This is a genomic window from Burkholderia lata, from assembly GCF_902499025.1.
GTDB classification, from domain to species: Bacteria; Pseudomonadota; Gammaproteobacteria; order Burkholderiales; family Burkholderiaceae; genus Burkholderia; species Burkholderia lata_C.
In genome coordinates, this window is the sequence record NZ_CABVPW010000014.1 from 163,605 (window position 1) to 187,392 (window position 23,788).

Here is a 23,788-nt window from a genome sequence, read left to right on the forward strand (position 1 = left end):
TTCAGTAGTAGCCGCGCGGACGCAGCGGCTCGACACCGCCGACGTTGCCCATGTAGGTCTTCCACTGGTCGACGAGCGTGCTGATCACCGACGGGTTCTGCGCCGACACGTCGGTCGTCTCGCCGCGATCCGACGCGAGGTCGTACAGCTGCCAGTGGCCGTCGGGCGGCCCGAGCGGCGGCTCGGTCCACAGTGCCTTCCAGCGGCCGTCGGCGCTGCGCAGGTAGGCGCGGCCGTACGCTTCGTCGCCGAACGGCACGGTATGCACCTCGCCCGTCGCCGTGCCGGTGAGCACCGGCAGCAGCGACTGGCCCGTGACCGGATACACGTAGCGGTTGTTGTAGATCACCTTGCCCTTGTTCTGGTCGACGCCCGTCAGCGTGTTGACGAGCGGCGGCGCCGGCTGCGACGGCGGCGTGACGCCCGCGACCGCGAGGAAGGTCGCCGTGTTGTCGGTCACGTGCGTGAATGCGCGCAGCGTCGGCAACTGCTGCGTCTGGCCCGGCAGGCGTACGATCGTCGGCGTCGATACGCCGCCTTCGGCCGAATAGCCCTTCGTGAGCCGGAACGGCGACGCGCTCACTTCGGCCCAGCGCAGCCCGTACTGCAGGCGCTGCGCGTTCTGCTTGCCGTTGTCGGTACCGAGCGTCGAATAGATCGGCGCCTGCCCGTTCGCGGTATCGGTCGCCGTCGGGTCGGCGCCGCCGTCGATCGGCCAGCCTTCCGCGCCGTTGTCCGACTGGAACATGATGAACGTGTTGTCGTATTCGCCGATGTCCTTCAGATGCTGGATCAGGCGGCCGACGTTGTAGTCGAGGTTCTCGACCATCCCCGCATAGATCTCCATGTAGCGCGCCTGCGCACGTCGCTCGGCCGGCGACAGGCTCGACCACAGCTTGTCGACCTTGCCGGGGCCGTAGTCGCTGTAGCCGTCCGCGGCCGAATGCACCGCGCTGATGTATTTCGCACCGGCCGTGCCGTTGTTCGCGGTCGCGGGCGACGCGGCCGTCGTTTCAGGCAGGCCGTCGAACGGCTTGAAATCGGCGGGGATCAGGCCGAGCGCCTTCTGCCGCGCGATCCGCGCGTTGCGGATCGCGTCGTAGCCGGCATCGTACACGCCCGCGTACTTGTGCAGCCACGGATCGGGCACCTGCAGCGGCCAGTGCGGCGACGTGTAGGCCGCGTACGCAAAGAACGGCTTGCCGTCGCGCTGGTTCGAATCGATGTACGAGATCAGCTTCTGCGTATAGAAATCGGTCGAATAGAACACGGCCGGGCTGCCGCCCGTGCCCCCCGGCTGCCCGGGCTGGCCAGGCTGCACGTAGCGGCCGTCTTCCGTGTAGTTCGACGAGCCGGCCGGCTCGTGCGCGAAGTGGTTCGTCGCCGCGCCGCCGAGCAGCACGTAGCTGCGCTCGAAGCCCCACTGGTCCGGCGTCTGCCCGCTGCCCGTCGCGCTGCCGACGATCCCCGAGCCGATGTGCCACTTGCCGGCGATATACGTGTGGTAGCCGGCATCTTTCAATAGTTGTGCGAACGACAGCGCACGATCGTTCAGGTAGCCCTCGTAGCCAGGCAGCCCGCGCCGTTCGTCGGTCGGTACGCCCATCGTGCCTTCGCCGACGAGATGGTGGTCGGTGCCGGACACCAGCATCGCGCGCGTGATCGCGCAGACGGTGCCCGTGTGATGGTTCGACAGGATGCGGCCCGACGCGACGAGCGCGTCGAGGTTCGGCGTGTCGATCTCGCCGCCGAATGCATGGATGTCGGAATAGCCGAGATCGTCGGCCATGATGTACAGGATGTTCGGGCGTTTCGCGGCCAGCGGCGGCGTGGTGTTCGTCTGTGGCGACGGCGTATCGCTGTCGACGCCGCCGCACGATGAGAGCGACAGCGCGCCGGCAATCGCGGCGCAGACGACACGGAAACGAAAAGCATGCAACGGCGACGCGGACTTTTTCATTGTTCTGGAACGCTCGATCTACGGGATCGGCGATCTTAGCGTCGGGCGCGCAGCACCCAAAGTCCGATTCGTCACATGCTAACGGAGTGGCGGAATATGCGCGCCGGACGAATGCCAGCCATCAGCACACGCATATGCGCGCGCCCGCGATGCGCGCCGAAACCGGCCGCCGCCGGGCCGCGTGCCTACGGCATCTTCGGCGTCCGATGCTTCAACTGCGCCCGCCGAGACTGCCGCCGCCATCCACGGCCAGCACCTGCCCGGTGACGAAGCCGGCCTCGTCCGACAGGAAGAATGCAATCGCCGCGGCCACATCGTCGGGCGTGCCGAGCCGGCGCGCCGGAATCGTCGCGAGCACCTTGCGTTCGGCGTCGCTGCCGACGGGCCGCGTCTGCCGGAACAGTTCCGTCTCGATCGGCCCCGGCGCCACCGCGTTGACGGTCACGCCATGGTCGGCCAGTTCGAGCGCCCACGTGCGCGTGCAGCCGACGAGTGCACTCTTTGCGGCGGAATACGCGGTGCGATCGAGACTGCCGTAAATCGCGCGGCTGCAGATATTGACGATACGTCCGTGGCCGCGTGCCTTCATCGCATCCGCAAAGTGTTGCGTGACCTGGATCGCGGCCCGCACGTTGAGATCGAATACGGCCTGCAGCGAGGGGAAGTCGATCTTGCCAAGCGGTTGCGGCAACGCGATGCCGGCGTTGTTCACGATGCCGTCGACATCGTGCCGCTCACCGATGCGTGCCAGGATGGCCGCCGTCTGCTCGACATCGGCCAGGTCGCACGCGAGCAATTCGCCGGGAAAGTCGATGCCCTGCGCATTCCGCGCGAGGCCGATGACGTGATGGCCGCGCCGCGCGAGCCATGCGCTGACCGCGAAGCCGATGCCGCGCGATGCGCCGGTGACGAGATACGTGCGAGATGACATAGGTGCTCCCGAAGTCCGTTCACTCGAATTGCGTAGAGGGATGTTTCCGGTGCACAAGCCGGGAACCTGCGCTTTCGTCGGACGATTCTACGCGCGTAACGGGACGTTACGTCGTGTCGTTACGAGCGCGCCCGTAGCAACACGTTACGTTTTGCCCCGCATCCGTATCGCCAGGTATTTCAAAATTAAAATATCCGCCAAATATCGTCTGATTTAACTGAAATTATCGAAATATTAAAGAAAGTTTGTTAATGAATATCGTATCCGCAAACGTTTCACGTGAATAAAATATGCAGCCGAAAAATAAGACGAATAACCACTTGAAAATAAATTCCGTTTGAAACGGCGGTAGGCACGCCTCTTGCTGACTCACCCCACCATGTGCCGCGTTCGAGCAGGAACGAATAACCCGAAAATCGGGCGGCGCCTTGTTTCGTACAAATGATTCCGGGGTCGGGGAAATGGTATCGAGCGCAAGCAGGCGATTGGCCTGGGGGGCCGTGACGTGCCTGTCGCTATTCGCGACGGCACGCGCGCAGGCACAAGACACCGTCGACGCGCCGCCTTCCACGGCGGCGAACGGCGGACATCCGATTGCGCCGCCCTCGACGCTGCTGAACGCCGAACGCGTCCTTGAAGCCCCGCAGCCCGCGCCTGGCGCGGGGCCGACCGTGACGAAGCCGGCGGCAGGCGCCGCATCCGCCAGTGCCAACGCGGCTGCCCGTCACGCCCTTCCGGAAGACCAGCTCGGCGGGACGGTCACGACCGATGCCGTGACGCTCGCGGGCCGCGATTTCTACACCTACTTCTCGCAGACGTGGTCGGAAATCCCGCTGAGCGAGCGCTACATGGTCGCCATTCACGAACGCCCGTCCGGGCGTTACGGCAGCCTGATCTGGGTCGAATTCCAGCAGAAGCGCGTATTCCAGACTTTCCTGCCGATCGCACGGGCAAACGTCCGGGCCGTGGCCGAAAGCGCCGCCAACATTTCCTTCCAAACCGTCATTCAGGACGATCTGTCGAATTTACTGTTTCCCGATTCGGACCTGGCGAAAGACGAGATTTAGTCGATTAATCAAAATCAGGGGTTTGTGAAAATGAATCGAATCAGATTGAGCTTGATCGCGCTGGTCGCGATGAACGCGGTTTCGCCCTATGCGTGGTCGTCGACGCTGGTTTATCAGCCGAACAACCCGAACTTCGGCGGCAACCCGGCAAACGGCCCCAATCTGCTCAACGAGGCCAACGCGCAGAACAAGCACACGGATCCGTCGCTGTCCGCCTATGCGTCGCCGACGTCCACGTCGTCCCTCGACCAGTTCAATGCGCAGCTGCAGCAGGCGATCCTGTCGCGCGTCGCCAGCTCGGTGACGAACTCGATCGTCGGCACCAACGGCGACCTCAAGCCGGGAACGATCAGCACGGGCAATTTCACGATCGTCGTGAGTGCGGCCGGCAACGGCAACCTGCAGGTGACGACCACCGACAAGACGACGGGTGCGACCTCGACGTTCATCGTCAGCAACGGCCAATAAATCGAAAAAAACGACTGAGCACATCATGAAAAAAAGCGCAGAAGGGGCACGCTTCAACACGGGGATGACACGGATCGCAGCGGGAGCGGTGCTGCTGCTGTCGCTGGTCGGCTGCGTCACGCGGCCGATGCCGGCATTGAGCAACGCGACGCTGACACCGCCGACGCGCACCACGCGCGACCTCACGCACCTGCCGCCGCCGAAGGGCAAGATCGTCGCCGCCGTGTACGGCTTTCGCGACCTGACGGGGCAGTACAAGGCGTCGCCGGACAGCTCCTTCTCGTCGCAGGTCACGCAGGGCGGCGCGTCGTTCCTCGTCAAGGCGATGCGCGACTCCGGCTGGTTCACGCCGGTGGAACGCGAGAACCTGCAGGACCTGCTGACCGAACGCAAGATCATGCGCGCCACCGACGGCGCGGATGCGAAGAAGGCGCAGAACGATGCGATGGCGCCGCTCATGCCGGCGAACATCGTGCTCGAGGGCGGCATCGTCGGCTACGACACGAACGTCCGCACCGGCGGGGCCGGCGTCGCCTACCTCGGGATCAGCGGATCGACGCAATACCGGATCGACCAGGTCACCGTCAACCTGCGCGCGATCGACATCCGCACGGGCCAGGTGCTCAACAGCGTGTCGACGACGAAGACCGTCTACTCCTATCAGGTCGACACGGGCGTCTATCGCTTCGTCGGCTTCAAGGACCTGCTGCAGGCGGAAGCCGGGCTGACGCGTAACGAACCCGCGCAGATCTGCGTCAACGAAGCGATCGAATCGGCGCTCACGCACCTGATCGTCCAGGGCGTCTCGAACCAGACGTGGGCGCTGAAGAACGACCAGGACTGGTACGACCCGACGATGCAGCGGTATCTGCAGGAAGACCGGCAATACGCGCAGGACATGGAGGACGCGAACACCGCGTACGACCCGCAGAAGATCGATCGTCCGGTCGCGTCCACTCATTAACCGGCATCACGCCGGCCAGCGGAGAAAACATGATGAATCGACAGCGTGATCGGAACGGGCGCGCCCGCGTGGTGCGGCGGGTGCTCGCGACCTTCTGGGCAGCGGCAGCCATGCAGGCAGTGTCGGCGGCACCCGTGCCGCTCAGCGATCTCGGGGCGCCCGAGCCGGCATTCGACTACAGCGGCAACATCGTCGCGGTCCAGCAAAGCGGTGTCGGCAACAACGCGTCGCTGGACCAGGCGGGCCACAACGGTGCGCTGATCTGGCAGGCCGGCGACGGCAATTCGATCGTCGCGCGGCAGGCCGGTGCGCAGAACTGGATCGCGGCGTCGCAGGCCGGCTTCGGCAATACGTTGAAAGCGACGCAGCGCGGCAACGGCAACACGCTGCAGGTGCAGCAGAACGGGGCCGGCAACTCGGTCGATTCGACGCAGGTCGGCACGTCGCTGTCGGCGCGCGTCACGCAGAACGGCAGCAACAACGCGGTGAACATCGTGCAGGGCGGATCGAACACCGGCATCCAGGTGATCCAGACCGGCAACGGTGCGCGCGCCACGGTGCTGACGCGGTAGCGGTTACGCAGTGTGCAAGTGCTTTGCTTGAAGTGGTGTGAGGTGTGGGGCGTGAGAGCGCCCGCAATTGGCGGGGGTGCCGGCAAAGATCGACTTTTCCGGCGAATTTTCTTTCGAATCAGGAGCACTAAATGAAGGTGACCAAGTCTTCAATCGCAATCGCCGTGCTGATGCTCGCATCGGCCGCCGCACAGGCCGATTCGTCGGGCAACACCGTGAACGTCGGGCAAACCGGCAACTACAACTCGGCAACCGTCACGCAGACGGCGACGACCGGGGATTCGGTGTCGATTACCCAATCGGCGTACGGCAACGATCCCCGCTACGGGTTCGTCGCCAACGTGACGACCCAGGGCGGCACCGACGACACGACCGTGATCCAGCAGACGTCGGGCTGGGCGCAGCCGTTCTCGAGCGTGACCGTGTCGCAGACGGGCACGTCACATGAGAAGAACAATGTGACGCAATCCGGCGGCGGCGATTTCTCGGCGACCATCACGCAGACGACGTCGGCCTACACGGGCGGCCCGCAATACGACGTCAACACGATCAACCAGTACAGCTACATCGACAGCGCGTCGATTTCGCAGCAGGGCGGCGGTCATAACACCGTCACGATCAACCAGGGCTCGCCGAGCCAGTCGGCGATCGGCAACCGCGCGACGGTCACGCAGACCGACACCGTCGCCAACACGGTCGGCATCACGCAGACCGGCAACAACGGCACCGCGAATGTCCAGACGTCCTGGGGTGGCGGCAACACGACGTCGATCACGCAAACGGGCGGCACGACCAACGCGAACGTGACGCAGTTCGCCGAGATCGGCGACAAGGTCACGACGACCCAGAGCGGCACCGAGACGGCCAACGTGAATTCGACGGGCGGCAGCAACAACCAGACCACGATCTCGCAATCGGGCGGCGTGAACGGCAACAGCGCAGCGGTCAACCAGCTCGCGGCGCTCGCCAACACGACCTCGATCACGCAATCGTCGGACGGCAACAAGGCGACGGTCAACCAGACGTTCGAGTTCGGCGACACCGCGACGATCAAGCAGTCGGCCGCGTCGAACACCGCGACGATCACGCAGCAGTTCGGCCTGGGCAACAGCGCGACCATCACGCAGACCGCCGCCAACAACAAGGCGACGATCCTGCAGGACGGTTCGATCGGCTCGACGGCGTCCATCACGCAGGGTTCGGCGAGCAACCAGGCGAACGTGACGCAATCCGCGTCGTATTCGAAGGTGGCGGTGAGCCAGACGCAGGATATCGGCAACAACGCGATTGCGTCGCAGACGGGCGCGGATGACGTGCTGAACCTGTCGCAGGCCGGCGGCTTCAACCTCATCAACGCGACGCAAGTGTCCGGCACGGGCAACCTCGGCTACGTGACGCAGATCGGCTACAACAACAACGCCACGCTGTCGCAGCAAGGCAACGCGAACTACGCGAGCATCAACCAGACCGGCTTCAACAACACCGCGACGATCAAGCAGCACTAAGCACCACCGGTGTCACGAAAAGGCCGGACGGTTGCCCGTTCGGCCTTTTTTTCTTTCGACAGGGGACGATCATGGTTGGCATTCACGATCTCAACGCCTATTTCGACATCGCCGCCAGTGCCGGCGGCGTGAACATCGTGCCGCACGTGCGGGCGGCCGCACCGGTCGACGTGTCGTACAGCCTGCGCATCACCAAGACCGGCGGCGCGGGCTCGGCGTCGCTGACGCGCTCCGGCGAGTCGCGCCTCGCGGGCGGCGAGGACCGGCCGCTCGCGACGCTGCGGCTGAGCGTCGCTTCGAGCGATATCTGCAAGGCGACGCTGGTCCTGCACGTCAATGGCGAGCAAGCGGAGTATTCGGTGGACTGCAATCCGCAACGCACGTCGGGGTGAAACGGCGCGGCGCGGGCACCGCCGCGTGCAGGGCACGCGCCTGCCACGACGCGACGGGCAGCGGCGCGCGCAGCGGTCAGCCGGCCCGCCCCGCCGCGACCGGCATCGCACGGCGCGACGCGATCCGCAACGCCAGCACGCCGCCGGCCAGCAGCGCGACCGCGACGAGCAGCAGCGCGAGGTCGTACGAATGCGTGACGTCCTTGATCCGCCCCATCACCGGCGGCAGCGCGAGCCCCGCGATGTTAGCGACCGCGTTGATCAGCGCGATCGACGCGGCGGCCGTGAGACCCGACACGTATTCGGTCGTCACGGCCCAGAACACGGGCGTCGCGGCCCAGTTGAAGCCGACCGCGAGCACCAGCAGCGCATACGCGACGGGCAGCGCCGGCGTGTAGATCGCCGCAATCAGCAACGCGCCGGCCAGCAGCATCGGCACGCCGAGATGCAGTGCGCGTTCGCCGCCGAGATCCGAATGCCGGCCGTTCACGTACATCGCGACGCATGCGAACAGGAACGGCAGCGCGGACAGGCTGCCGACCGCGAAACTCGATTGCCCCGACAGGCTCTTCACGAGCAGCGGCAGGAACAGCGTGAGGCCGATCGTGCCGAACGCCTGCAGCAGCCAGAACGCGGCGAGCGCCCACACCTTGCCGTCGCCGAACGCCCGCCGCAGCGCGACGCCGTGCGACAGGTGCTCGCGCGGCGCGCTGTCGCGCAGCGTCGCTTCGAGCCACGCGCGCTCGTCGGCCGGCAGCCAGCGCGCATGCGCGGGCGTGTCGGGCAGGCGGCGCAGCACGACGAAGCCGAGCAGCAGCGCGGGCACGCCTTCGAGCAGGAACAGCCAGCGCCAGCCCTCGATGCCGAGCACGCCGTTCAGGTTCAGCAGCGCGCCGGACAGCGGCAACCCGATCACCGACGCGAGCGTCGCGCCGATATAGAAGAACGACATCGCGCGTGCGCGATCGCTCGGCGGATACCACGCGGACAGGTAATAGATGATGCCCGGCGTGAACCCCGCTTCCGCCGCGCCGAGCAGCAGGCGCATCGCATAGAGTTGCCCCGGCGTATGGACGGTGCTCATCGCGGCCGCGACGATGCCCCACGTGATCATGATCCGCGCGATCCAGCGACGCGCGCCGACGCGGGCGAGGAACAGGTTGCTCGGCACCTCGAACAGGATGTAGGTCACGTAGAACAGCCCCGCGCCCAGCCCGTACATTCCGGCGCTCAGCCCGAGGTCGGCGTTCATCTGCAGCGCCGCGACCGAGATGTTCGAGCGGTCGATGTACGCGACGAGATACAGCAGCATCAGGAACGGAATCAGGCGCAGGTTCAGGCGCCGCATCGTCGCGGCGTGCAACTGCGGGGCGGCAGCGGTCATCACGGTGTCTCCTGGTTCGTCCCGCCCGTCGTGCGGGACGGTGCGGCCGCCGCGCGAGGCGCGGCGTCATGAAGGCCAGTCTAGGAGCCGCGTGAATTTCGCGTCAATTACCGGGACGTCGTCTCGATATGTGAGATGCATTCGGCGACCTGCATCCCGCGTGCGCTCGGTTCAATTCGGTTCAGTAGCGCATCACGAGAAACAGGCCGGCGGCCGCGAGCGCCATGCCCGGCCACGCGAGCGCACCGATCGTCTCGCCGAGCGCGACGAGTGCGATCAGCGCGGTCGCGGGCGGGATCAGGAAGAACAGCGCCGACACGCGCGACGCCTCGCCGTACCGCACCATCGCGAGCAGCAGCGAGATCGCGATCAGCGAGTTGCAGATGACGAGGTACGCGAGCGAACCGGCGAGCCCGGCGGTCCATTGCACGTGCATCGGCTCGAGCGCGAACGCGAGCGGCGCGGTCACGGCAAGGCCGACCGTGTATTGCACGAGGTTCGCGGTGACCGGATGGACGTCGGTGCCGAAGCGCTTCTCCCACAGCGTGCCGCCGGTGATGCACGCGAGCGCGAACAGCGCGAACGCGAGCGCCCACGGCGACGCGACGTCGACCGACGAACGCGCGAGGATCACCAGCACCGCGCCCGCGGCGCCGAGCGCGAGCCCGATCCAGCGCAGCACGCCCACACGCTCGCCGGCAATCATCGGCGCGAGCAATCCGACGAGAATCGGCTGCTGCGACGTGACGAGCGCGACGGCGCCGGCCGACATGCCGAGCTTCAGGCTCAGGTACGTGAATGCGAAATAACCGGCCTGCAGCAACAGGCCGACCACGACAAGATCGCGCCACGCACGCCGGGTGCGCGGCAACGCGGGGCGCAGCCACAGGAACGGGCCGGCGAGCAGCGCGACGACGCAGGCATAGCGCAGCGCGAGGAACGTGAGCGGATCGGCATAGCGCAAGCCGAGCTTCAGGAACACGAAGCCGCTTGCCCACAGCAGCAGGAACAGCGCCGGCGCGATGCGCAGCCAGCCGGGTTGCCGTGCGGCCTTCGGCGTATCGAGCGCCGTCATGCGTGCTCGCATCGGGTGGTCGCAGGGCGGCCTGCCCCGCTCGCGCCGGGGCCGCGTGCCGGCGCGCGCATCAGCGGCACACCGGGCGACAGGTGAGGTTCGGTACGGTCACGGCCGTGACGATGACGACCTGCGGTTCCCTCTGCATGACGGCGTGCCCCCGGTATCTTCGGCGTGCGACGATCATACGCCGCGCCAACCGATCACGCTTCGTGCGGATGCCGCGATGACCGCGCCCGTGTCAATCGTCCGACGCCAGCATGCGCGGTATCTCGTCGACGAGCGCATCGATGACGACGCGCACCTTCGACGGCACCTGGCGCGATGCCGGCCGCACCGCGAACACTTCGGCACCCGACACGCTGTTGCTGTCCATCACGAGCGCGAGGCGGCCGTCGCGCAGGTAAGGTGCCATCAGCCAGCACGGCAGCCATGCGAGGCCCGCGCCGGCGGCGGCCGCATCGGCGATCGCCTGCAGGTCGTCGAGCCGCAGGCGGCCGGCCGGGCGATGGTCGTGCGCCGCGCCGTCCGCGCCGACGACCCGCCACGGCGTCGGTTGCCCGCCGCGCGAATACGCGATCCCGACGTGCGACGCGAGTGCGTCGAGCCCCGCCGGCCGGCCATGACGTTCGAGATACGCGGGCGACGCGCAGATACCCATGCGCTGCACGCCGAGCTTGCGGCCGACGAGCGCGCTCGTGTCGGCCAGCTCGCCGATGCGCACCGCGATATCGAAGCCGTCGTTGACCAGGTCGGCCACGCGATCGCTGAACGACACGTCGATTTCGAGCCGCGGATGGCGCTCCACGAGGCGCCGCATGACGGGCGCCACGCATTGCCGCCCGAACAGCACGGGCACGCTGACGCGCAGCCGCCCCGCCGGCTCGCGCTGCCCCGCGTCGAGCGCGGCCTCCGTCTCGCCGAGTTCGGCCAGCAACCGTCGGCACTGCTCGTAATAGACGAGCCCTTCGTCGGTCAGGCCGAGCTGGCGGGTCGTGCGCTGCAGCAGCCGCGCGCCGAGACGGCGTTCGAGCCGCGCGACGACCTTCGCAACGGCCGAGCGCGTGACGCCGAGCCGCAGCGCGGCCGCCGCGAAGCTGCCCGACTCCACCACGTCGACAAATTCGGCCACGCCTCTCAGCCGCTCGTCCATGCCATTTCGCTCCGGTTGGGTCGCAGGTTTGTGTCCGCACAGGCGACAGTCATCGGCCAAATTCTCGCCAATGCGTCCCCATGCGCAACACTATGATAGTCCGCTCTATCTCGAAAAGGAGTCGACATGCACGCATGGCAACTGAAACCGGGCGACGGCGTGGCCGGGCTTCGGCGCATCGACGCGACACGCCGCGCGGTCGGGCCGACCGACGTCGTCGTGAAGATCCACTCGGCCGGACTGAACTATCGCGACCTGATGTTCGCGCGCGGCGACTATCTCGGCATCGGCACGGACGCGCTGATTCCGGTGGCCGACGGCGCCGGTGAAGTCATCGAAACCGGCCGCGACGTCACGCGCTTCAAGCCGGGCGATCGCGTGATCAACACGTACTTCCCGCACTGGATCGACGGGCCGCCCACGCCGCAGAAAGTCTCGGGGTCGCCCGGCGCGCAATTCGACGGCGCGCTCGCCGAACACTTCGTCTCCGACGAAGCCGCGCTGGTCGCGATTCCCGCGCACCTGAACTACGACGAGGCGGCGACGCTGTCGTGCGCGGGCATCACCGCGTGGAACGCGCTGTTCGCCGACGGCGGCCTGGGGCCCGGCGCGACCGTCGTGCTGCTCGGCACGGGCGGCGTGTCGATCGTCGCGCTGCAGCTCGCGCATGCGGCGGGGCTGCGCACGATCGTCACGTCGTCGAGCGATGCGAAGCTCGAACGCGCCCGAGCGCTCGGTGCGGACGCAACCATCAACTATCGCGCGACACCCGAATGGCAGCACGAAGTGCTGCGGCTCACCGGCGGCGCGGGTGCGGATCTGGTCGTCGAGGTCGGCGGCAAGGACACGCTGCCGCGCTCGGTCGCCGCGACGAAGATGGGCGGCATCGTGTCGGTGATCGGCGGCCTCAGCAGCTTCGCCGGCCCCGAACTCGGGCTGCTGTCGCTGATCGGCGGGATCCGGCAGCTGCACGGGATCATGGTCGGCAGCCGCGCGATGCTCGACGATGTCGTGCGCCTCGTCGACGCGAAGCAGATCAAGCCGGTGGTCGATCGCGTGTTCGGCTTCGACGAAACGCCGCAGGCGTATGCGTACCTGCAGTCGGGGCAGCACTTCGGCAAGGTGGTGATTCGCGTCGCGCAGTAAGCACGAAGAGGCGACGGGCAGTTCGGCCCGCCGCCTCTTCCGCCATCGCGCCGTCAGAACTTGTGACGGATCCCCGCGTGAACCATCAGCTGCTTCGAGGTCGACGACAAGTCCGCCGCGCCGGGAATATAGGCCTGGTCGAGCGACGAGCCCGTCGCATCGCCCGCAACCCGCTGGTACGCCCCCATCAGGTACACGTCCGTGCGCTTCGACAGGTTGTAGTCGGCCATCAGCCCGAGCGAATGGATCTTCGGCTTCGCGGCGCCCGTCGTCGCGTCATAGCGCACCGTCGTGTACACGTACTGCGCACCGACGAACAACGCGGGCGTGAACTGGTACTTTCCGTTCACTTCGAAGTTCTGATACTTGATCGCCGTCACCGTGCCACCCGCGAGCGGGCCGGTCACCGGCTGGATCGTTTCGTCACCGAACAGGTAGCCGACGTTCGCGGTCGGTCGCGTGACGTTGCTGTTCGTGTACGCGAACCCGACCGTCGCGGGCCCCGCCGTATAGTTGACGCCCGCACCGAAGATCCGCAACCGCGCCGACGCGAAGTTCGCATCGGCGCCGACCGATCCCGCGCCCGCGATCGCACCGCCCGACGTTGCGCCCGGGTTGTCCGCATTCAGGAACGCCGCGCCCACGAGCAATCCGCCCTGCTCGTACTGCGCGCCGACGCTCCACTGCCGGTTGTTCGCGAAGCCCGTGTCGTTGCTGAAGCTGTACGTGCCGCCGAACGAGAAGCCGGCGAAATCCGGGCTCGCGTACTTGACCGTGTTGTTCACGCGAAACGTGTTGCCGGTGTTGTCGTTGTCGAGCGGATGCGAGAACGGGTACACGCCCCAGCTGCCGTTCGCGGTCGTCGGTGCGAGATAGTCGACCACCGCATCGTATTGCCGGCCGAGCGTCAGCGTGCCGAACCGCTCGTTGCCGAGCCCGACGTAGGCCTGCCGCCCGAACATGCGGCCGCCCTGCGCGAGCGTGCCGCTGTTCACGTTGAAGCCGTTCTCGAGCTGGAACAGCGCGCTGTAGCCGCCGCCCAGATCCTCGGTGCCCTTCAGCCCCCAGCGGCTGCCCTGCGCGAAACCGCTCGCCATCTGCCAGGCACTGTGGCCGCCGACGTTGTTCGTGTAGTCGATACCGGCATCGACGAGGCCGTACAGCGTGACGCTGCCTTGCGCGAACGCGGGCGCTGCACACAGCGCCGGAATCGCGACGAAACACAATCTCCAGTTCATCCGTAATCCTTACTTATATTGTCGTTGCCGCCCCCTGACGGGCGTCGCCGCTTACTTCGCGCCGTAGATGTCGAAGTCGAAGTACTTCTTGTTGATGCGCTGGTACGTGCCGTTCGCGAGGATCGTCGCAAGCGCGCGGTTGAACGCGTCGCGCAGGTCGTTGTCCTGCTTGCGCAGCCCGAGCCCGTCGCCCTGCCCGAAGTACTTCACGTCGTCGATCGCGCCGCCGACGAACGCGAAATCCTTGCCCTGCGGCTTCTTCAGGAAGCCGTCGTTCGCCGCGATCGATGCCTGGAACGCCGCATCGAGCCGGCCCGTCACGAGATCGGCATAGACCTGGTCCTGGTTCTGGTACGACACGATCTGCACGCCGGCCCGCTGCCAGTTCGCGATCGCGTAGTCGGCCTGCGCGGAACCCTGCTCGACGCCCACGCGCTTGCCCTTCAGCGCGTCGGCCGTCGGCAGCAGCGGCGAGCCCTTGCGCGCAACGAGGCGCGCCGGCGCATTCGAGATCCGGTTCGTGAAGGCGATCTGCTGCTGCCGCTTCGGCGTGATCGTCATCGACGACGCAATCACGTCGAACTTGCGTGCGAGCAGACCGGGAATCATCCCGTCGAAGCTCGACTCGACCCACACGCAGCGTGCATGCAGCTCCGCGCACAACGCGTTCGTGATGTCGATCCCGAAGCCCGTCAGCGTGCCGTCGGGCAGCTTGTACTCGAGCGGCGGGTACGTCGGGTCGACCGCGAGGCGGATCTCCTTGCCGGACCAGTCGCCCGCGTGCGCCGCGCTTGCCGCCAGCGCCACCGCGAGCGCCGCCATCCGTTTCCATTGCTTCATTGCCTGTCTCCTTCCTTGTGTGAATCGTCAGTCGAAATCGTGCGGAACCGTCACGCGAGGTAGCGTTCCGCCAGCGCAATCCAGTAGCTCGCGCCCGTGGCGAGGCACGCGTCGTTGAAGTCGTAGCCGGGGTGGTGAAGCCCGCATCCGGCGGCGCCGTCGCCGTTGCCGATCGACAGGTAGCTGCCGGGGCACGCGTTCAGCATGAACGCGAAGTCCTCGCTGGCCGCGATCGGCCGCAGATGCGGGATCAGCGCGCCATCGCCGCCCCATTCGCGCGCGACGTCGCGTGCAAACGCAGTTTCGGCCGCGTGATTGACGAGCACCGGGTACTCGTGCCGGTAGTCGATCTCGGCCGTCGCGCCGTAGCTCGCGGCCTGCCCGTGCACGATCTCGCGGATCCGCCGCTCGAGCAGTGCGCGTACGTCCGGCGACAGCGCACGCACGCTGAGTGCGAGTTCCGCATGCGGCGGAATCACGTTCGATGCGGTGCCCGCATGGATCGAGCCGGCCGTCACGATCGCCAGCTCCTGCGGATTCACGTTGCGCGACACGACGGTCTGCAGCGCCATCACGATCGACGCGCACACGACCACCGGATCGATCGTCGTATGCGGCGCCGCGCCATGCCCGCCGCGCCCGGTCACGCGCACGCGCACCTCGTCGGCCGATGCCATCGCCGGGCCGTCGCAGAAACCGAGCACGCCGGCCGGCAGGCCCGGCACGTTGTGCATCGCGAACACCGCATCGCACGGAAACCGCTCGAACAGCCCGTCGTCGATCATCCGCTTCGCGCCGCCGAGCCCTTCCTCGGCCGGCTGGAAAATCAGGTTCAGCGTGCCCGTGAAGCATTCGCGCTCGGCCAGGCAGCGCGCCGCCGCGAGCAGCATCGCCGTATGACCGTCGTGGCCGCACGCGTGCATCACACCGTCGCACCGGCTTGCATGCGGCAGCCCGGTCGTCTCGTGGATCGGCAGCGCGTCCATGTCCGCGCGCAGCCCGAGCCGTTTTCCCGGCCCTCGCGTCAGCGTGCCGACCACGCCCGTGCCGCCGAACCCGCGCGTCACCCGATAACCCCATGTTGTCAGCAAGCCGGCGACGAGGTCGCTCGTCGCATGCTCCTCGAAGCCGAGCTCCGGATGCGCGTGAAGCCGGTGGCGCAGCGCAATCATCTCCGTCTCGATGGCCGCCATTTCCGGCTGGATAGGTTTGTGGTCCAACCCCGATTCTCCTCGATGCATTCCGGTTGCCGATCGCCCGAATGACCGATCGTGGCCGCATCGTAGGCAGCGAAAATCCCGGCGAACAGCCGCGGTTTCGTTATGATGACAACCTTTCGTTGTCGGGTATCGCACCATGAGCACGATCAAGCTGCATCAGCTTCAGGCGCTCGTCGCGAGCGCGGAAGCCGGAAGCATCCGCGGCGCGGCGCGCACGCTCGGGCTGTCGCAGGCGGCCGTCACGCGCGCGCTGCGCGAGCTGGAGGCCAGCGAACGCTTGCCGCTGCTGGTCCGCGCGCCGGAGGGGATCGGCTTCACCGAATATGGCAAGACGCTGCTCACGCACGCGAAGCTCGTGCTGAAGCAGCTCGAACATGCGCAAAGCGATCTCGAACGCATGCGCGGCCGCGTCGAGGGCCGGCTGAGCATCGGCGTCACGCCGTGGCTGACGATGACGTTCCTCGCGGAAACGGTGCTGCGCTTTCGCGAGCAGATGCCCGACGTGCGCCTCGAACTCTACGAGGCGCTGATGGCCGTCGCGCAGCCGCTGTTGCGCGACGGCAGCATGGACTTCGCGCTCGGGCACGTGCAACCGGGCGGCACGCAGGAATTCGCGTTCGAGCCGATGCTGCGCTACGAGACCTCGGTGATGGTGCGCGCCGGCCACCCGCGCGAGCATGCGCGGTCGATCCACGACCTGCTCGACCACGACTGGGTGCTGAATTTCGCGGCCGACGGGCAGGCCGCGCTCGTCGACTACCTGTTCACGCGCCACGGTGCCGACATCGACGAACGGCGCATCGTGCGTGCGCAGTCGGTGGCGATGCTGCAGACGATGCTCGAACAGGCCGACATGTGCACGTGGTGCCCGACGATCCTCGCGGCCGTGCCGCCGTTCGGCGAACGGATGCGCGCGTTGCAGTTGAAGGAGACCTTCGAGCCGCGCGACCTCGGGATCGTCACGCGGCGCAGCAGCACGCTGAGCGACGCGGCGCGCTGCTTCATCGACTGCCTGCTGCATGTGATCCGCAAACATGCGCGCTCGGCACGCAAGGCGGATCTTGCGCTGTTCAGGACGCTGTCGCTGCTGATCTGACGTGCGGCGGACGCGGCTCGCCGCCGCGCCGCCGCACGCTGCCCGTCAGATCTTTGCCGTCAGCGTGATCCCGACCGTGCGCGGATCGCCGTACAGCACCGGATACGCGCCATACGACGGCAGCAGTTCGAGCTTCTTGTAGACCTTGTTGGTCAGGTTCGTCACGTAGCCCGTCACGATGTATTTCTGGTTCGGCGTCGTGTAGGACACGTGCGCGTTCAGTACCGTGTAGCCGCCCTGCCAGAGCTGCGGCATCGTCTGTCGCGTCGCGCTGAAGTACTCGCGGCTGCGGTAATTCACGTCGCCGCCGGCCGTCAGCGTGCCGAACGACACCGGCACGCGATAGTCGAAGCCCGCGTTGAGCGTCGTATGTGGCGAGCGCGCAAACGAGTTGCCGACGGCGGTCGGCACATAGCGGAACTCCGTGTAGCGCGTGTTCAGCATCCCGAGGTTCGCGAACAGGTAGAGGCTGTTGACCGGCTGCGCCTTCAGCTCCAGCTCGAAGCCGTCCGCGCGCCCCTGCCCCGCATTCGACAGCGTCGACACCGGCGGGCCGCCGAACGGGTTCGGCGCCAGCGCGAACACCTGGATGTCGCGATAGTCGTAGTGGAACACGCTCGCGTTGACGATCAGCCGCTTGTCGAACCACTCGCTCTTGATGCCGACTTCGTAGTCGGTCAGGTACTCCGGCGACACGGTCGACACCGTGCTCTGCGTATACGCGTTGCCGTTGTAGCCGCCCGAGCGGAAGCCGCGCGCGTAGCGGAAATACGCACGCACGTTGCTGCTGAGCGCGTATTCCGGCGTGAGGTCCCAGGTCGGCGCGCGCCACGTGTTCGTCTGGTTCTGCCGCGCGCTGACCGCCAGCGGCGACGACACCGACGACGGATCCCACCAGCTGCCCGGATTGCTGAACGTCACGTTGCCGGTGTCCTGCAGCCCGGCCAGGTTGATGTTCTTGCGCTCGATCGTGTAACGCAGCCCGCCCGTCACGTTGAAGCGATCGGTGAACCGGTACTTCACGCTGCCGAAGATCGCCGCGCTCTGCGTGTGCTGCGTGAGGTCGGTCAGGTGATAGAACGCGGGCGACGGCGAGCCCGGCAGGCCGCCGCCGGCACCCTGCTCGGCCAGTTGCTCGGTGAACAGGTGTGTGCCGACGAGCCAGCTGAGCCGGTCGTTCTGCGGCGATTCGAGCCGGAATTCCTGCGAGAACTGGCGGCTCGACAGGCGATCGTGCGAGCGTGCGGCATCGAACGCGGAATAGTCCTCGTCGTCCTGGTACCAGCGGTGCAGCCCTTCGAACGAGGTGATCGACGTCAGCGTCACCGCCGGGTTGATGCGCCAGTGCGCGGTGAGCGACGTGCCCCAGGTCGAGATGTGATCGCTCGACGGTGCATTGAGCGACACCGTGTACGGATCGCTCGACCCGACGAAGCCGAACTGGTTCGCGCCGCCCGGCCCCGCGCCCTGCGCGTGCCACGCATTGCCGCCGCCCGTGTAGTTGCGGCCGTGGATATTGAACAGGAAGTCGGTATCCGACGTCGGCACGGCCAGCACCTGGAAGCGCACCGCATTGTCGTGGAAGCCGCCGAAGCGCCCTTGCTGCACGGTATTCGTGTAGAAACTGTCGGCGTTCTCGTGATACACCGACACGCGTGCGGCCAGCACGTCGTTCTTGCCGATCGGACCGCCGATCGCGGCTTCCGCGAGCCGGCTGTTGTACTGGCCGAGCCCGATCTTGCCGTAGCCGCTCACGTCGAAGGTCGGCTTCTGCGACGTGATGCTGAGCGCGCCGCCGACCGTATTCTTGCCCCACAGCGTGCCCTGCGGGCCGCGCAGCACTTCGATGCGATCGAGGTCGAACAACGGGAAGCCCTGCCCGAACACGCTGTTGATGTAGACGTCGTCGAAGTACACGCCGATCGGGCTCAGCGACAGGTCCGACGGATCGTTGCTGCCGACGCCGCGCAGGAACCAGCGCGGCCGCTCGCGGCCTTCGGTCGATTGCCCGGTGAAGTTCGGCACGTACTTCGTGACGTCGTTGATCACGCGCAATTCGTTGTTCTTGATCGTGTCGCCGCTCAGCGCGCTCACCGCGACCGGCACGTCCTGGATGCTCTCCTTGCGCCGGCGTGCGGTCACCGTCACCGTGCCGAGGTTCGTTTCGCGTGTGGCCGTGCCGCGGTTCGCGCGTGCCGCCTTCGGCGCGGCCACGGCGGCATCGTCCGCGCCCTGTTGCGCCGGCTTCGCGTCCGGTGCCGCCGTCGCCGCGCCATCTTCCGCCCACGCGGGCAACGATACGGCCCCGCCCGTCAGCAGTCCCCCCAGCGCGGTGACGATTAGTTTTTTCCTGAACATCGATGAGTCATCCTGTTTGATCGGTTGAACGCACGTGCGTGCGCGACGCACGGGTTACCTATTGCAATTCGGATGCCAGCATCGAGAAGCCCGCCGCACGGGGCTTTCGGCATGCGTGCGGTGCAGGTGTTGCTGCATGCGCATCTGTGAAGGGACGCAAACTGCTTGTCACGCAACACCGCGCGGATCCCGCCGTACCCGATCGGATGGTGGTCAGGAGAGCTTTGCAGTCACGGGTTGCGATGCGTCACGCCGCTCCGTCGAGACGCGCAACGCGAACGCAACCAGCACGACGACAGGCAGCCAGCACAGGAACACGCCCGGCAACCCGACAACCGGTACGAGCGCACTGCCGGCCAGCGGGCCGCAGAATGCGCCCGTCATCGACGCGAGGTTGTAGAGGCTCGACACCTGGCTCTTGTCGGCCGGGTGACGGCCGAGACGCTGCATGTTGACGAGATGCAGCAGCGACGACCCGGCACACAGCGCGGCGAGTCCCGCGCCGACAATCCATGCGTCATGGGCGAGACCCAGCGCGAGCAACCCGGCCACGCCGCCGGCAAGACTGAGCGCATGGCAACGGTGTGCGGCCATCCGCTGCGCGACATGCCCGAGCCCGAACAACGCGATAACCGCGACCACGCCCTGCAGCGTCAGCAACGCGACGGCTTTTGTCTGCGACAGCCCGAGCGACTGAATCGCCAGCACCACCGTATACGCGCCGGCGAGCGAACGTGTCGCGCTGTTCACGGCCTCCAGCGCGAGCTGCTCGCGCACGTCGTGACTCCATGCGAGCGCCAGCAACGCGCGCAGGCCACTGGATTCAGGTTGCGCACCGCGTGGCACAGGTTCCGCGTCGCCGAGCAGCGTCCGGCTGAACAGCGCCATGCCCGCGAAGCTCGCCGATGCCGCGCAGAACGTCGCGACCGCGCCATGCGCGCCGATCAACCAGCTCGCGAGCCACGGCCCGACCATGCCGGTACCGACCGACATCGCCGCACGGTACCAGCCGGCGCGTGCGAGGCCGATCTGCGCGAGACGCGCGAGGAACACGCCGTTGATCGACACGATCCGGAACGGGATGCACAACCCGATCAACACTTGCGTAAGCGCGATCAGCGGCCATGCGCCGGTAAGCGGCACGACCAGATTGAGCAGCATCGGCCCCATGCTCGCGACGAAGTACACGCGCCGCGCGCCGTAGCGCGCAACGAGCAACCCGGCCGGCAACGTCATCAGCGCAATGCCGAGCGGCTCCATCGCTGCGATGATGCCGAGCCGCGCGTTGTCGACGCCGAGCGTGAGCGCATACAGCGTCGTCGCGAGCTGCGCCATGCTGATCGTCGTACCGCTCGCGAGCGCCAGCAGCATGAAGCCGCCGGTGAAGCGCTCGCGCCGCCATGCGTCGGCGACGCGTGCCGGCGCGCTCACCGCGCGGCGTCGCGAGACAACGTCGCGATGCCGTCGAGCGCACGCCGGTCGATCCACGCACGCACGTCGAAGTCGGCCGGCAAGAATTGCCATTCGACGAGGAAGCGCTTGAAATCGTCGAGCGCGGCGATCGACGCTTCGTCGAGATCCGTGCGCAGCCGCCGGTGCACGTCCGCGCCGTACGCGAGCCGTAGCCAGTCATGACCCGACCCGGTCTCGCGGCCGAGATAGCCGAGCACTTCCTGCTCGTGCTCGCGCGCCCAGCCTTCGACATCGGTCACGCGCGCGAGGAAGCGGCTGACGATGTCGGGATGGCGTTCGAGCGTCGATGCGTTGACGGTCAGCGGCCGCGGCGATCCGTTGTTGATGCGGATCTGCGGATCGGGATGAAAGCCGATGTCGACGACCTGCTGCGCGCCGATCAGGTGCGCGGTTTCGAGCCCGAGCGAACCCTTTACGTAGATCGCGTCGACCTCGCCGCGCACGAGCGCAGCCGCTTCGGCCGCATAGAGCCGCCGGCTCGACAGGCTCGCGGGATGGCTGAATGCCGCGTCGCGCGTCGCCGCCGTCGACACCGGTGCGCGCAGGTTCGACGCGGGCACATCGACCCATTCGACGTCGGCGGGGCCGAGCCCGTCGAGCGACAGCGCACTGACGAAGCCGCGCAGCGCCGCCGCACGGAAGATGTCGATGCGCTCGCCGTCGCGGCGCGGCAGGCCGATGCGGCGCCCGCGCAGGTCGTTCGGCCGCTTCAGGCCGCTTTCCGGCAGCGCGACGATCGCCTGCGCCTCGTCGACCCAGGTCAGCGCGACCACACGCGTATCGGCGCCGGCCGCGCGCGCCCACAGCGCGGGAATGCTGCCGCCCTGCCGGAACGCGTTGTCGAGCGAATGATCGACGTGCGCGTGATGCAGCGCCGCGTGCTGACTCTCCTGCAGTGCCCGCACGGTGATGCCGTCACCGGCGAATTCGCTGTCGAGCCAGCCGAGATGCGCGGCAATGCCGAGCGGCGTCGGCACCGGACAGCGCGTGTACCAGATCGACTGGACGTTATGGGAAGCCGTGATGCTCATGGATACGTTCGGAAGAGAAATCGTGAACCGCGCGTCAGCCGCGCGGTGCGGTGAGCACCGACAGTCGCGTGATGCCCGCATGCTCGATCGCGGCCATCAGTTTCGCGACGGTGCCGTACGGCACGTGCTCGTCGGCCTGCAGGTCGAGCGCGACGTCGGGCCGGCCGGCCTTCAGCGCGGCCAGCTCGGCCGGCACCGCGGCCAGCGCGACCGCGCGCTTGTCGAGATACACGACGCCCTTGTCGTCGACGCTCACGGTGACGTTCGGCTTGCGATCGGCCGGCGCCGTGGCGACGGTGTTCGGCAGATTCACGTGCACCGCGTTGTTGAGCAGCGGCGCCGTGACGATGAAGGCGACGAGCAGCACGAGCATCACGTCGACGAGCGGCGTGATGTTGATTTCGCTGAGCACGTCGTCGTTGTCGGAGGAAGAAGAGAAAGCCATTATGCGAACGCCTCCTGACGGGTGTCGCCGGCACGGCGAGCCGGCGCAGGCGCGGCGGCGGCGGCCGGCACGCGGAAGCCGGCCTTCTGCGCGAGGGTGACGAAATCGGTGGCGAACGCGTCGAGGTCGGCCGACGCGGCCTTCACGCGACGCACGAAGAAGTTGTACGCGAGCACGGCCGGCACGGCGACCGCGATGCCGATCCCGGTCGCGACGAGCGCCTCGCCGATCGGCCCGGCCACGACGTCGATGCTCGCCGACGCGCTGTGCGTGATCGCGGTCAACGCGTGGATGATGCCGAACACGGTGCCGAACAGGCCGACGAACGGCGCGGTGCTGCCGATCGACGCGAGCACCGCCAGCCCCGCCTCCTCGCGTCGGCGCGCATTGTGGATCTGCTGGCGCAGATGGCGTTCGAGCAGGTCGTGGCGGCTCCAGCTGTGTTCGAGATCGTGCGCGCTGCTTTCGTCGGCACGCCGCAGCGCGTCGAAGCCCGTCGCGGCGAGTTCGCCCACCGGGCTGTTCGCGCCATCGAGCGCGGCGGCCTCGTGAAAGCTGTTCGCGGCCCAGAACGCCCGCGTGTAACGCCGGTTGCGCGCGCTCGCCCGCAGGCTCTGGATCGCCTTCACGACGATCAGCGTCCACGTGACGACGGAGAAGACGACGAGCAGCCAGAGCGCGCCCTGGACGATGAAGGTGGTCGGGATACCGTTCATGATGTGAGTTCCTTGAAAAATGTGGCGGGCCGCCCGGCGGGTCAGCCCAGCTTGAAATCGATCGGCACGTTGACCCAGCCGTCGACCGCTTCGTCGCCGCGCTTCGCGGGCACGAACGTCCAGCGCTTCACCGCGGCCACCGCCGCGCTGTCGAGCATGCGGCGGCCGCTGCTCGTACGGACGTCGACGGAATCCGGCGTGCCGTTCGCGAGCACGTGCACGCGCAGCACGACACGCCCTTCCCAGCCCTGGTCCTGCGCGAACGCCGGATAGTCGGGCGCCGGGTTGCGCAGGTACGCCGCGTCGCCGATCGGTGCGGTTTCGCGCACGGGTGCGGCAGGCGCTGCCGGCGCGGGAACCTGAGCGGCTTGCGTGGCGACAGCGGGTGCCGCCGTCGCGGGGGCCGCCTCGCGGGTGACCTGCGGCGCGACGGCCGGCACCGGCGCCGGATGCGCGATGGCCGCACGCGGCTTCGGTGGGGTCGTCGCCTGCTTCAGCGGCTTCGGCGGCACCACCGGGGGTAGCGGATGCGCAGCCTGCGGCAACGGTTCGGGCGGCCGCGTCAGCTCGACCGTCATCGGCAGCGGCCGCGGCGGCTGCACGGGCGGTGCGGCGGGTGCGCGCGCCGCCAGCAACGCGACGCCCGCATGCAGTGCCGTGACAGCGAGCGCAATCGCACCCGTGACGCGCCACCCGCGCGCCTTCGCCTTCGGCGCATCCGGCCGCGCCGAAGGCGAAGCGGACGGCGGACGCG

The 23,788-nt window shown here is 67.4% G+C and carries 22 protein-coding genes; 8 read left to right on the top strand and 14 right to left on the bottom strand.

Going from position 1 to position 23,788, the window contains the following annotated elements; all coding sequences use genetic code 11:
• Position 1 precedes the first annotated feature (1 nt).
• Both BDI24065_RS16500 and BDI24065_RS16505 read right to left on the bottom strand, forming a co-directional pair.
• Complete coding sequence (locus BDI24065_RS16500; RefSeq protein ID WP_175032175.1) at positions 2-1,960, bottom strand: arylsulfatase; 1,959 nt, start codon at positions 1,958-1,960, stop codon at positions 2-4.
• 211 nt (positions 1,961-2,171) lie between these two features.
• Positions 2,172-2,891, bottom strand: coding sequence for an SDR family oxidoreductase (locus tag BDI24065_RS16505; RefSeq protein ID WP_175032176.1), 720 nt, complete (start codon positions 2,889-2,891; stop codon positions 2,172-2,174).
• 671 nt (positions 2,892-3,562) lie between these two features.
• Here BDI24065_RS16505 and BDI24065_RS16510 point away from each other — a divergent pair.
• From BDI24065_RS16510 to csgH, 6 genes are all read left to right on the top strand, one after another.
• A complete protein-coding gene (locus BDI24065_RS16510) occupies positions 3,563-3,958 on the top strand; it encodes a CsgE family curli-type amyloid fiber assembly protein (protein WP_175032177.1) in 396 nt (131 codons plus the stop codon).
• Positions 3,959-3,988: 30 nt separating this feature from the next.
• The gene (locus BDI24065_RS16515) at positions 3,989-4,426 is read left to right on the top strand and encodes a curli assembly protein CsgF (protein WP_175032178.1); all 438 of its coding nucleotides are present in this window, start codon (positions 3,989-3,991) and stop codon (positions 4,424-4,426) included.
• A gap of 25 nt (positions 4,427-4,451) precedes the next feature.
• Positions 4,452-5,390, top strand: a complete 939-nt coding sequence (locus BDI24065_RS16520) for a CsgG/HfaB family protein (protein WP_175032179.1) — start codon at positions 4,452-4,454, stop codon at positions 5,388-5,390.
• Positions 5,391-5,419: 29 nt separating this feature from the next.
• Positions 5,420-5,962, top strand: a complete 543-nt coding sequence (locus BDI24065_RS16525; RefSeq protein WP_175032180.1) for a hypothetical protein — start codon at positions 5,420-5,422, stop codon at positions 5,960-5,962.
• Positions 5,963-6,093: 131 nt separating this feature from the next.
• Positions 6,094-7,467 carry a beta strand repeat-containing protein gene (locus tag BDI24065_RS16530; RefSeq protein WP_175032197.1) on the top strand — a complete coding sequence of 458 codons (1,374 nt, stop codon included), beginning with the start codon at positions 6,094-6,096 and terminating at the stop codon, positions 7,465-7,467.
• A gap of 71 nt (positions 7,468-7,538) precedes the next feature.
• Complete coding sequence (csgH, locus tag BDI24065_RS16535; protein WP_175032181.1) at positions 7,539-7,859, top strand: curli-like amyloid fiber formation chaperone CsgH; 321 nt, start codon at positions 7,539-7,541, stop codon at positions 7,857-7,859.
• Positions 7,860-7,935: 76 nt separating this feature from the next.
• Here the strand turns inward: csgH and BDI24065_RS16540 are convergent, their stop codons facing one another.
• The 3 genes from BDI24065_RS16540 to BDI24065_RS16550 form a co-directional block, all read right to left on the bottom strand.
• On the bottom strand, positions 7,936-9,243 hold the full coding sequence (locus tag BDI24065_RS16540) for an MFS transporter (protein ID WP_175032182.1): 1,308 nt from the start codon (positions 9,241-9,243) through the stop codon (positions 7,936-7,938).
• Between the two features lie 181 nt (positions 9,244-9,424).
• Positions 9,425-10,318 carry a DMT family transporter gene (locus BDI24065_RS16545; RefSeq protein WP_175032183.1) on the bottom strand — a complete coding sequence of 298 codons (894 nt, stop codon included), beginning with the start codon at positions 10,316-10,318 and terminating at the stop codon, positions 9,425-9,427.
• A 241-nt stretch (positions 10,319-10,559) separates the two neighbouring features.
• Positions 10,560-11,471, bottom strand: coding sequence for a LysR family transcriptional regulator (locus BDI24065_RS16550; protein ID WP_175032184.1), 912 nt, complete (start codon positions 11,469-11,471; stop codon positions 10,560-10,562).
• Positions 11,472-11,597: 126 nt separating this feature from the next.
• On the opposite strand from BDI24065_RS16550, the gene BDI24065_RS16555 reads away from it, so the two are divergent.
• A complete protein-coding gene (locus BDI24065_RS16555; RefSeq protein ID WP_175032185.1) occupies positions 11,598-12,617 on the top strand; it encodes a zinc-dependent alcohol dehydrogenase family protein in 1,020 nt (339 codons plus the stop codon).
• A gap of 53 nt (positions 12,618-12,670) precedes the next feature.
• Here the strand turns inward: BDI24065_RS16555 and BDI24065_RS16560 are convergent, their stop codons facing one another.
• From BDI24065_RS16560 to BDI24065_RS16570, 3 genes are read right to left on the bottom strand one after another with little or no spacing between them, the layout of a single operon-like run.
• Positions 12,671-13,855 (bottom strand): porin, encoded by a 1,185-nt coding sequence (locus BDI24065_RS16560; protein WP_175032186.1) that lies wholly within the window; start codon positions 13,853-13,855, stop codon positions 12,671-12,673.
• Between the two features lie 51 nt (positions 13,856-13,906).
• Positions 13,907-14,695 carry an ABC transporter substrate-binding protein gene (locus tag BDI24065_RS16565; RefSeq protein WP_175032187.1) on the bottom strand — a complete coding sequence of 263 codons (789 nt, stop codon included), beginning with the start codon at positions 14,693-14,695 and terminating at the stop codon, positions 13,907-13,909.
• A 50-nt stretch (positions 14,696-14,745) separates the two neighbouring features.
• Complete coding sequence (locus tag BDI24065_RS16570) at positions 14,746-15,867, bottom strand: M20 aminoacylase family protein (protein ID WP_175032198.1); 1,122 nt, start codon at positions 15,865-15,867, stop codon at positions 14,746-14,748.
• A 184-nt stretch (positions 15,868-16,051) separates the two neighbouring features.
• Here BDI24065_RS16570 and BDI24065_RS16575 point away from each other — a divergent pair, with 184 nt between their 5' ends.
• Positions 16,052-17,011, top strand: a complete 960-nt coding sequence (locus BDI24065_RS16575) for a LysR substrate-binding domain-containing protein (RefSeq protein WP_175032188.1) — start codon at positions 16,052-16,054, stop codon at positions 17,009-17,011.
• Positions 17,012-17,056: 45 nt separating this feature from the next.
• Here the strand turns inward: BDI24065_RS16575 and BDI24065_RS16580 are convergent, their stop codons facing one another.
• The 6 genes from BDI24065_RS16580 to BDI24065_RS41040 all read right to left on the bottom strand — a co-directional run.
• Positions 17,057-19,369 (bottom strand): TonB-dependent receptor, encoded by a 2,313-nt coding sequence (locus tag BDI24065_RS16580; RefSeq protein ID WP_175032189.1) that lies wholly within the window; start codon positions 19,367-19,369, stop codon positions 17,057-17,059.
• Between the two features lie 213 nt (positions 19,370-19,582).
• Positions 19,583-20,800 (bottom strand): MFS transporter, encoded by a 1,218-nt coding sequence (locus tag BDI24065_RS16585; RefSeq protein ID WP_175032190.1) that lies wholly within the window; start codon positions 20,798-20,800, stop codon positions 19,583-19,585.
• A complete protein-coding gene (locus tag BDI24065_RS16590; RefSeq protein ID WP_175032191.1) occupies positions 20,797-21,873 on the bottom strand; it encodes an ABC transporter substrate-binding protein in 1,077 nt (358 codons plus the stop codon). Before BDI24065_RS16590 ends, BDI24065_RS16585 begins: the two co-directional genes overlap by 4 nt.
• A gap of 34 nt (positions 21,874-21,907) precedes the next feature.
• The gene (locus BDI24065_RS16595) at positions 21,908-22,318 is read right to left on the bottom strand and encodes an ExbD/TolR family protein (protein WP_009694203.1); all 411 of its coding nucleotides are present in this window, start codon (positions 22,316-22,318) and stop codon (positions 21,908-21,910) included.
• On the bottom strand, positions 22,318-23,034 hold the full coding sequence (locus BDI24065_RS16600) for a MotA/TolQ/ExbB proton channel family protein (RefSeq protein ID WP_175032192.1): 717 nt from the start codon (positions 23,032-23,034) through the stop codon (positions 22,318-22,320). Before BDI24065_RS16600 ends, BDI24065_RS16595 begins: the two co-directional genes overlap by 1 nt.
• Before the next feature lie 41 nt (positions 23,035-23,075).
• Positions 23,076-23,788, bottom strand: a 713-nt coding sequence (locus BDI24065_RS41040; RefSeq protein WP_254609775.1) for an energy transducer TonB, incomplete at its 5' end; no start/stop codon positions are given.

Coding starts and splice junctions, on each gene's coding strand:
- BDI24065_RS16500 (WP_175032175.1), bottom strand. CDS start 1,960: ATGAAAAAGTCCGCGTCGCCGTTGCATGCTTTTCGTTTCCGTGTCGTC.
- BDI24065_RS16525 (WP_175032180.1), top strand. CDS start 5,420: ATGATGAATCGACAGCGTGATCGGAACGGGCGCGCCCGCGTGGTGCGG.
- BDI24065_RS16590 (WP_175032191.1), bottom strand. CDS start 21,873: ATGAGCATCACGGCTTCCCATAACGTCCAGTCGATCTGGTACACGCGC.
- BDI24065_RS16570 (WP_175032198.1), bottom strand. CDS start 15,867: ATGATTGCGCTGCGCCACCGGCTTCACGCGCATCCGGAGCTCGGCTTC.
- BDI24065_RS16505 (WP_175032176.1), bottom strand. CDS start 2,891: ATGTCATCTCGCACGTATCTCGTCACCGGCGCATCGCGCGGCATCGGC.
- BDI24065_RS16545 (WP_175032183.1), bottom strand. CDS start 10,318: ATGACGGCGCTCGATACGCCGAAGGCCGCACGGCAACCCGGCTGGCTG.
- BDI24065_RS16520 (WP_175032179.1), top strand. CDS start 4,452: ATGAAAAAAAGCGCAGAAGGGGCACGCTTCAACACGGGGATGACACGG.
- csgH (WP_175032181.1), top strand. CDS start 7,539: ATGGTTGGCATTCACGATCTCAACGCCTATTTCGACATCGCCGCCAGT.
- BDI24065_RS16555 (WP_175032185.1), top strand. CDS start 11,598: ATGCACGCATGGCAACTGAAACCGGGCGACGGCGTGGCCGGGCTTCGG.
- BDI24065_RS16550 (WP_175032184.1), bottom strand. CDS start 11,471: ATGGACGAGCGGCTGAGAGGCGTGGCCGAATTTGTCGACGTGGTGGAG.
- BDI24065_RS16515 (WP_175032178.1), top strand. CDS start 3,989: ATGAATCGAATCAGATTGAGCTTGATCGCGCTGGTCGCGATGAACGCG.
- BDI24065_RS16540 (WP_175032182.1), bottom strand. CDS start 9,243: ATGACCGCTGCCGCCCCGCAGTTGCACGCCGCGACGATGCGGCGCCTG.
- BDI24065_RS16575 (WP_175032188.1), top strand. CDS start 16,052: ATGAGCACGATCAAGCTGCATCAGCTTCAGGCGCTCGTCGCGAGCGCG.
- BDI24065_RS16595 (WP_009694203.1), bottom strand. CDS start 22,318: ATGGCTTTCTCTTCTTCCTCCGACAACGACGACGTGCTCAGCGAAATC.
- BDI24065_RS16530 (WP_175032197.1), top strand. CDS start 6,094: ATGAAGGTGACCAAGTCTTCAATCGCAATCGCCGTGCTGATGCTCGCA.
- BDI24065_RS16600 (WP_175032192.1), bottom strand. CDS start 23,034: ATGAACGGTATCCCGACCACCTTCATCGTCCAGGGCGCGCTCTGGCTG.
- BDI24065_RS16560 (WP_175032186.1), bottom strand. CDS start 13,855: ATGAACTGGAGATTGTGTTTCGTCGCGATTCCGGCGCTGTGTGCAGCG.
- BDI24065_RS16565 (WP_175032187.1), bottom strand. CDS start 14,695: ATGAAGCAATGGAAACGGATGGCGGCGCTCGCGGTGGCGCTGGCGGCA.
- BDI24065_RS16580 (WP_175032189.1), bottom strand. CDS start 19,369: ATGTTCAGGAAAAAACTAATCGTCACCGCGCTGGGGGGACTGCTGACG.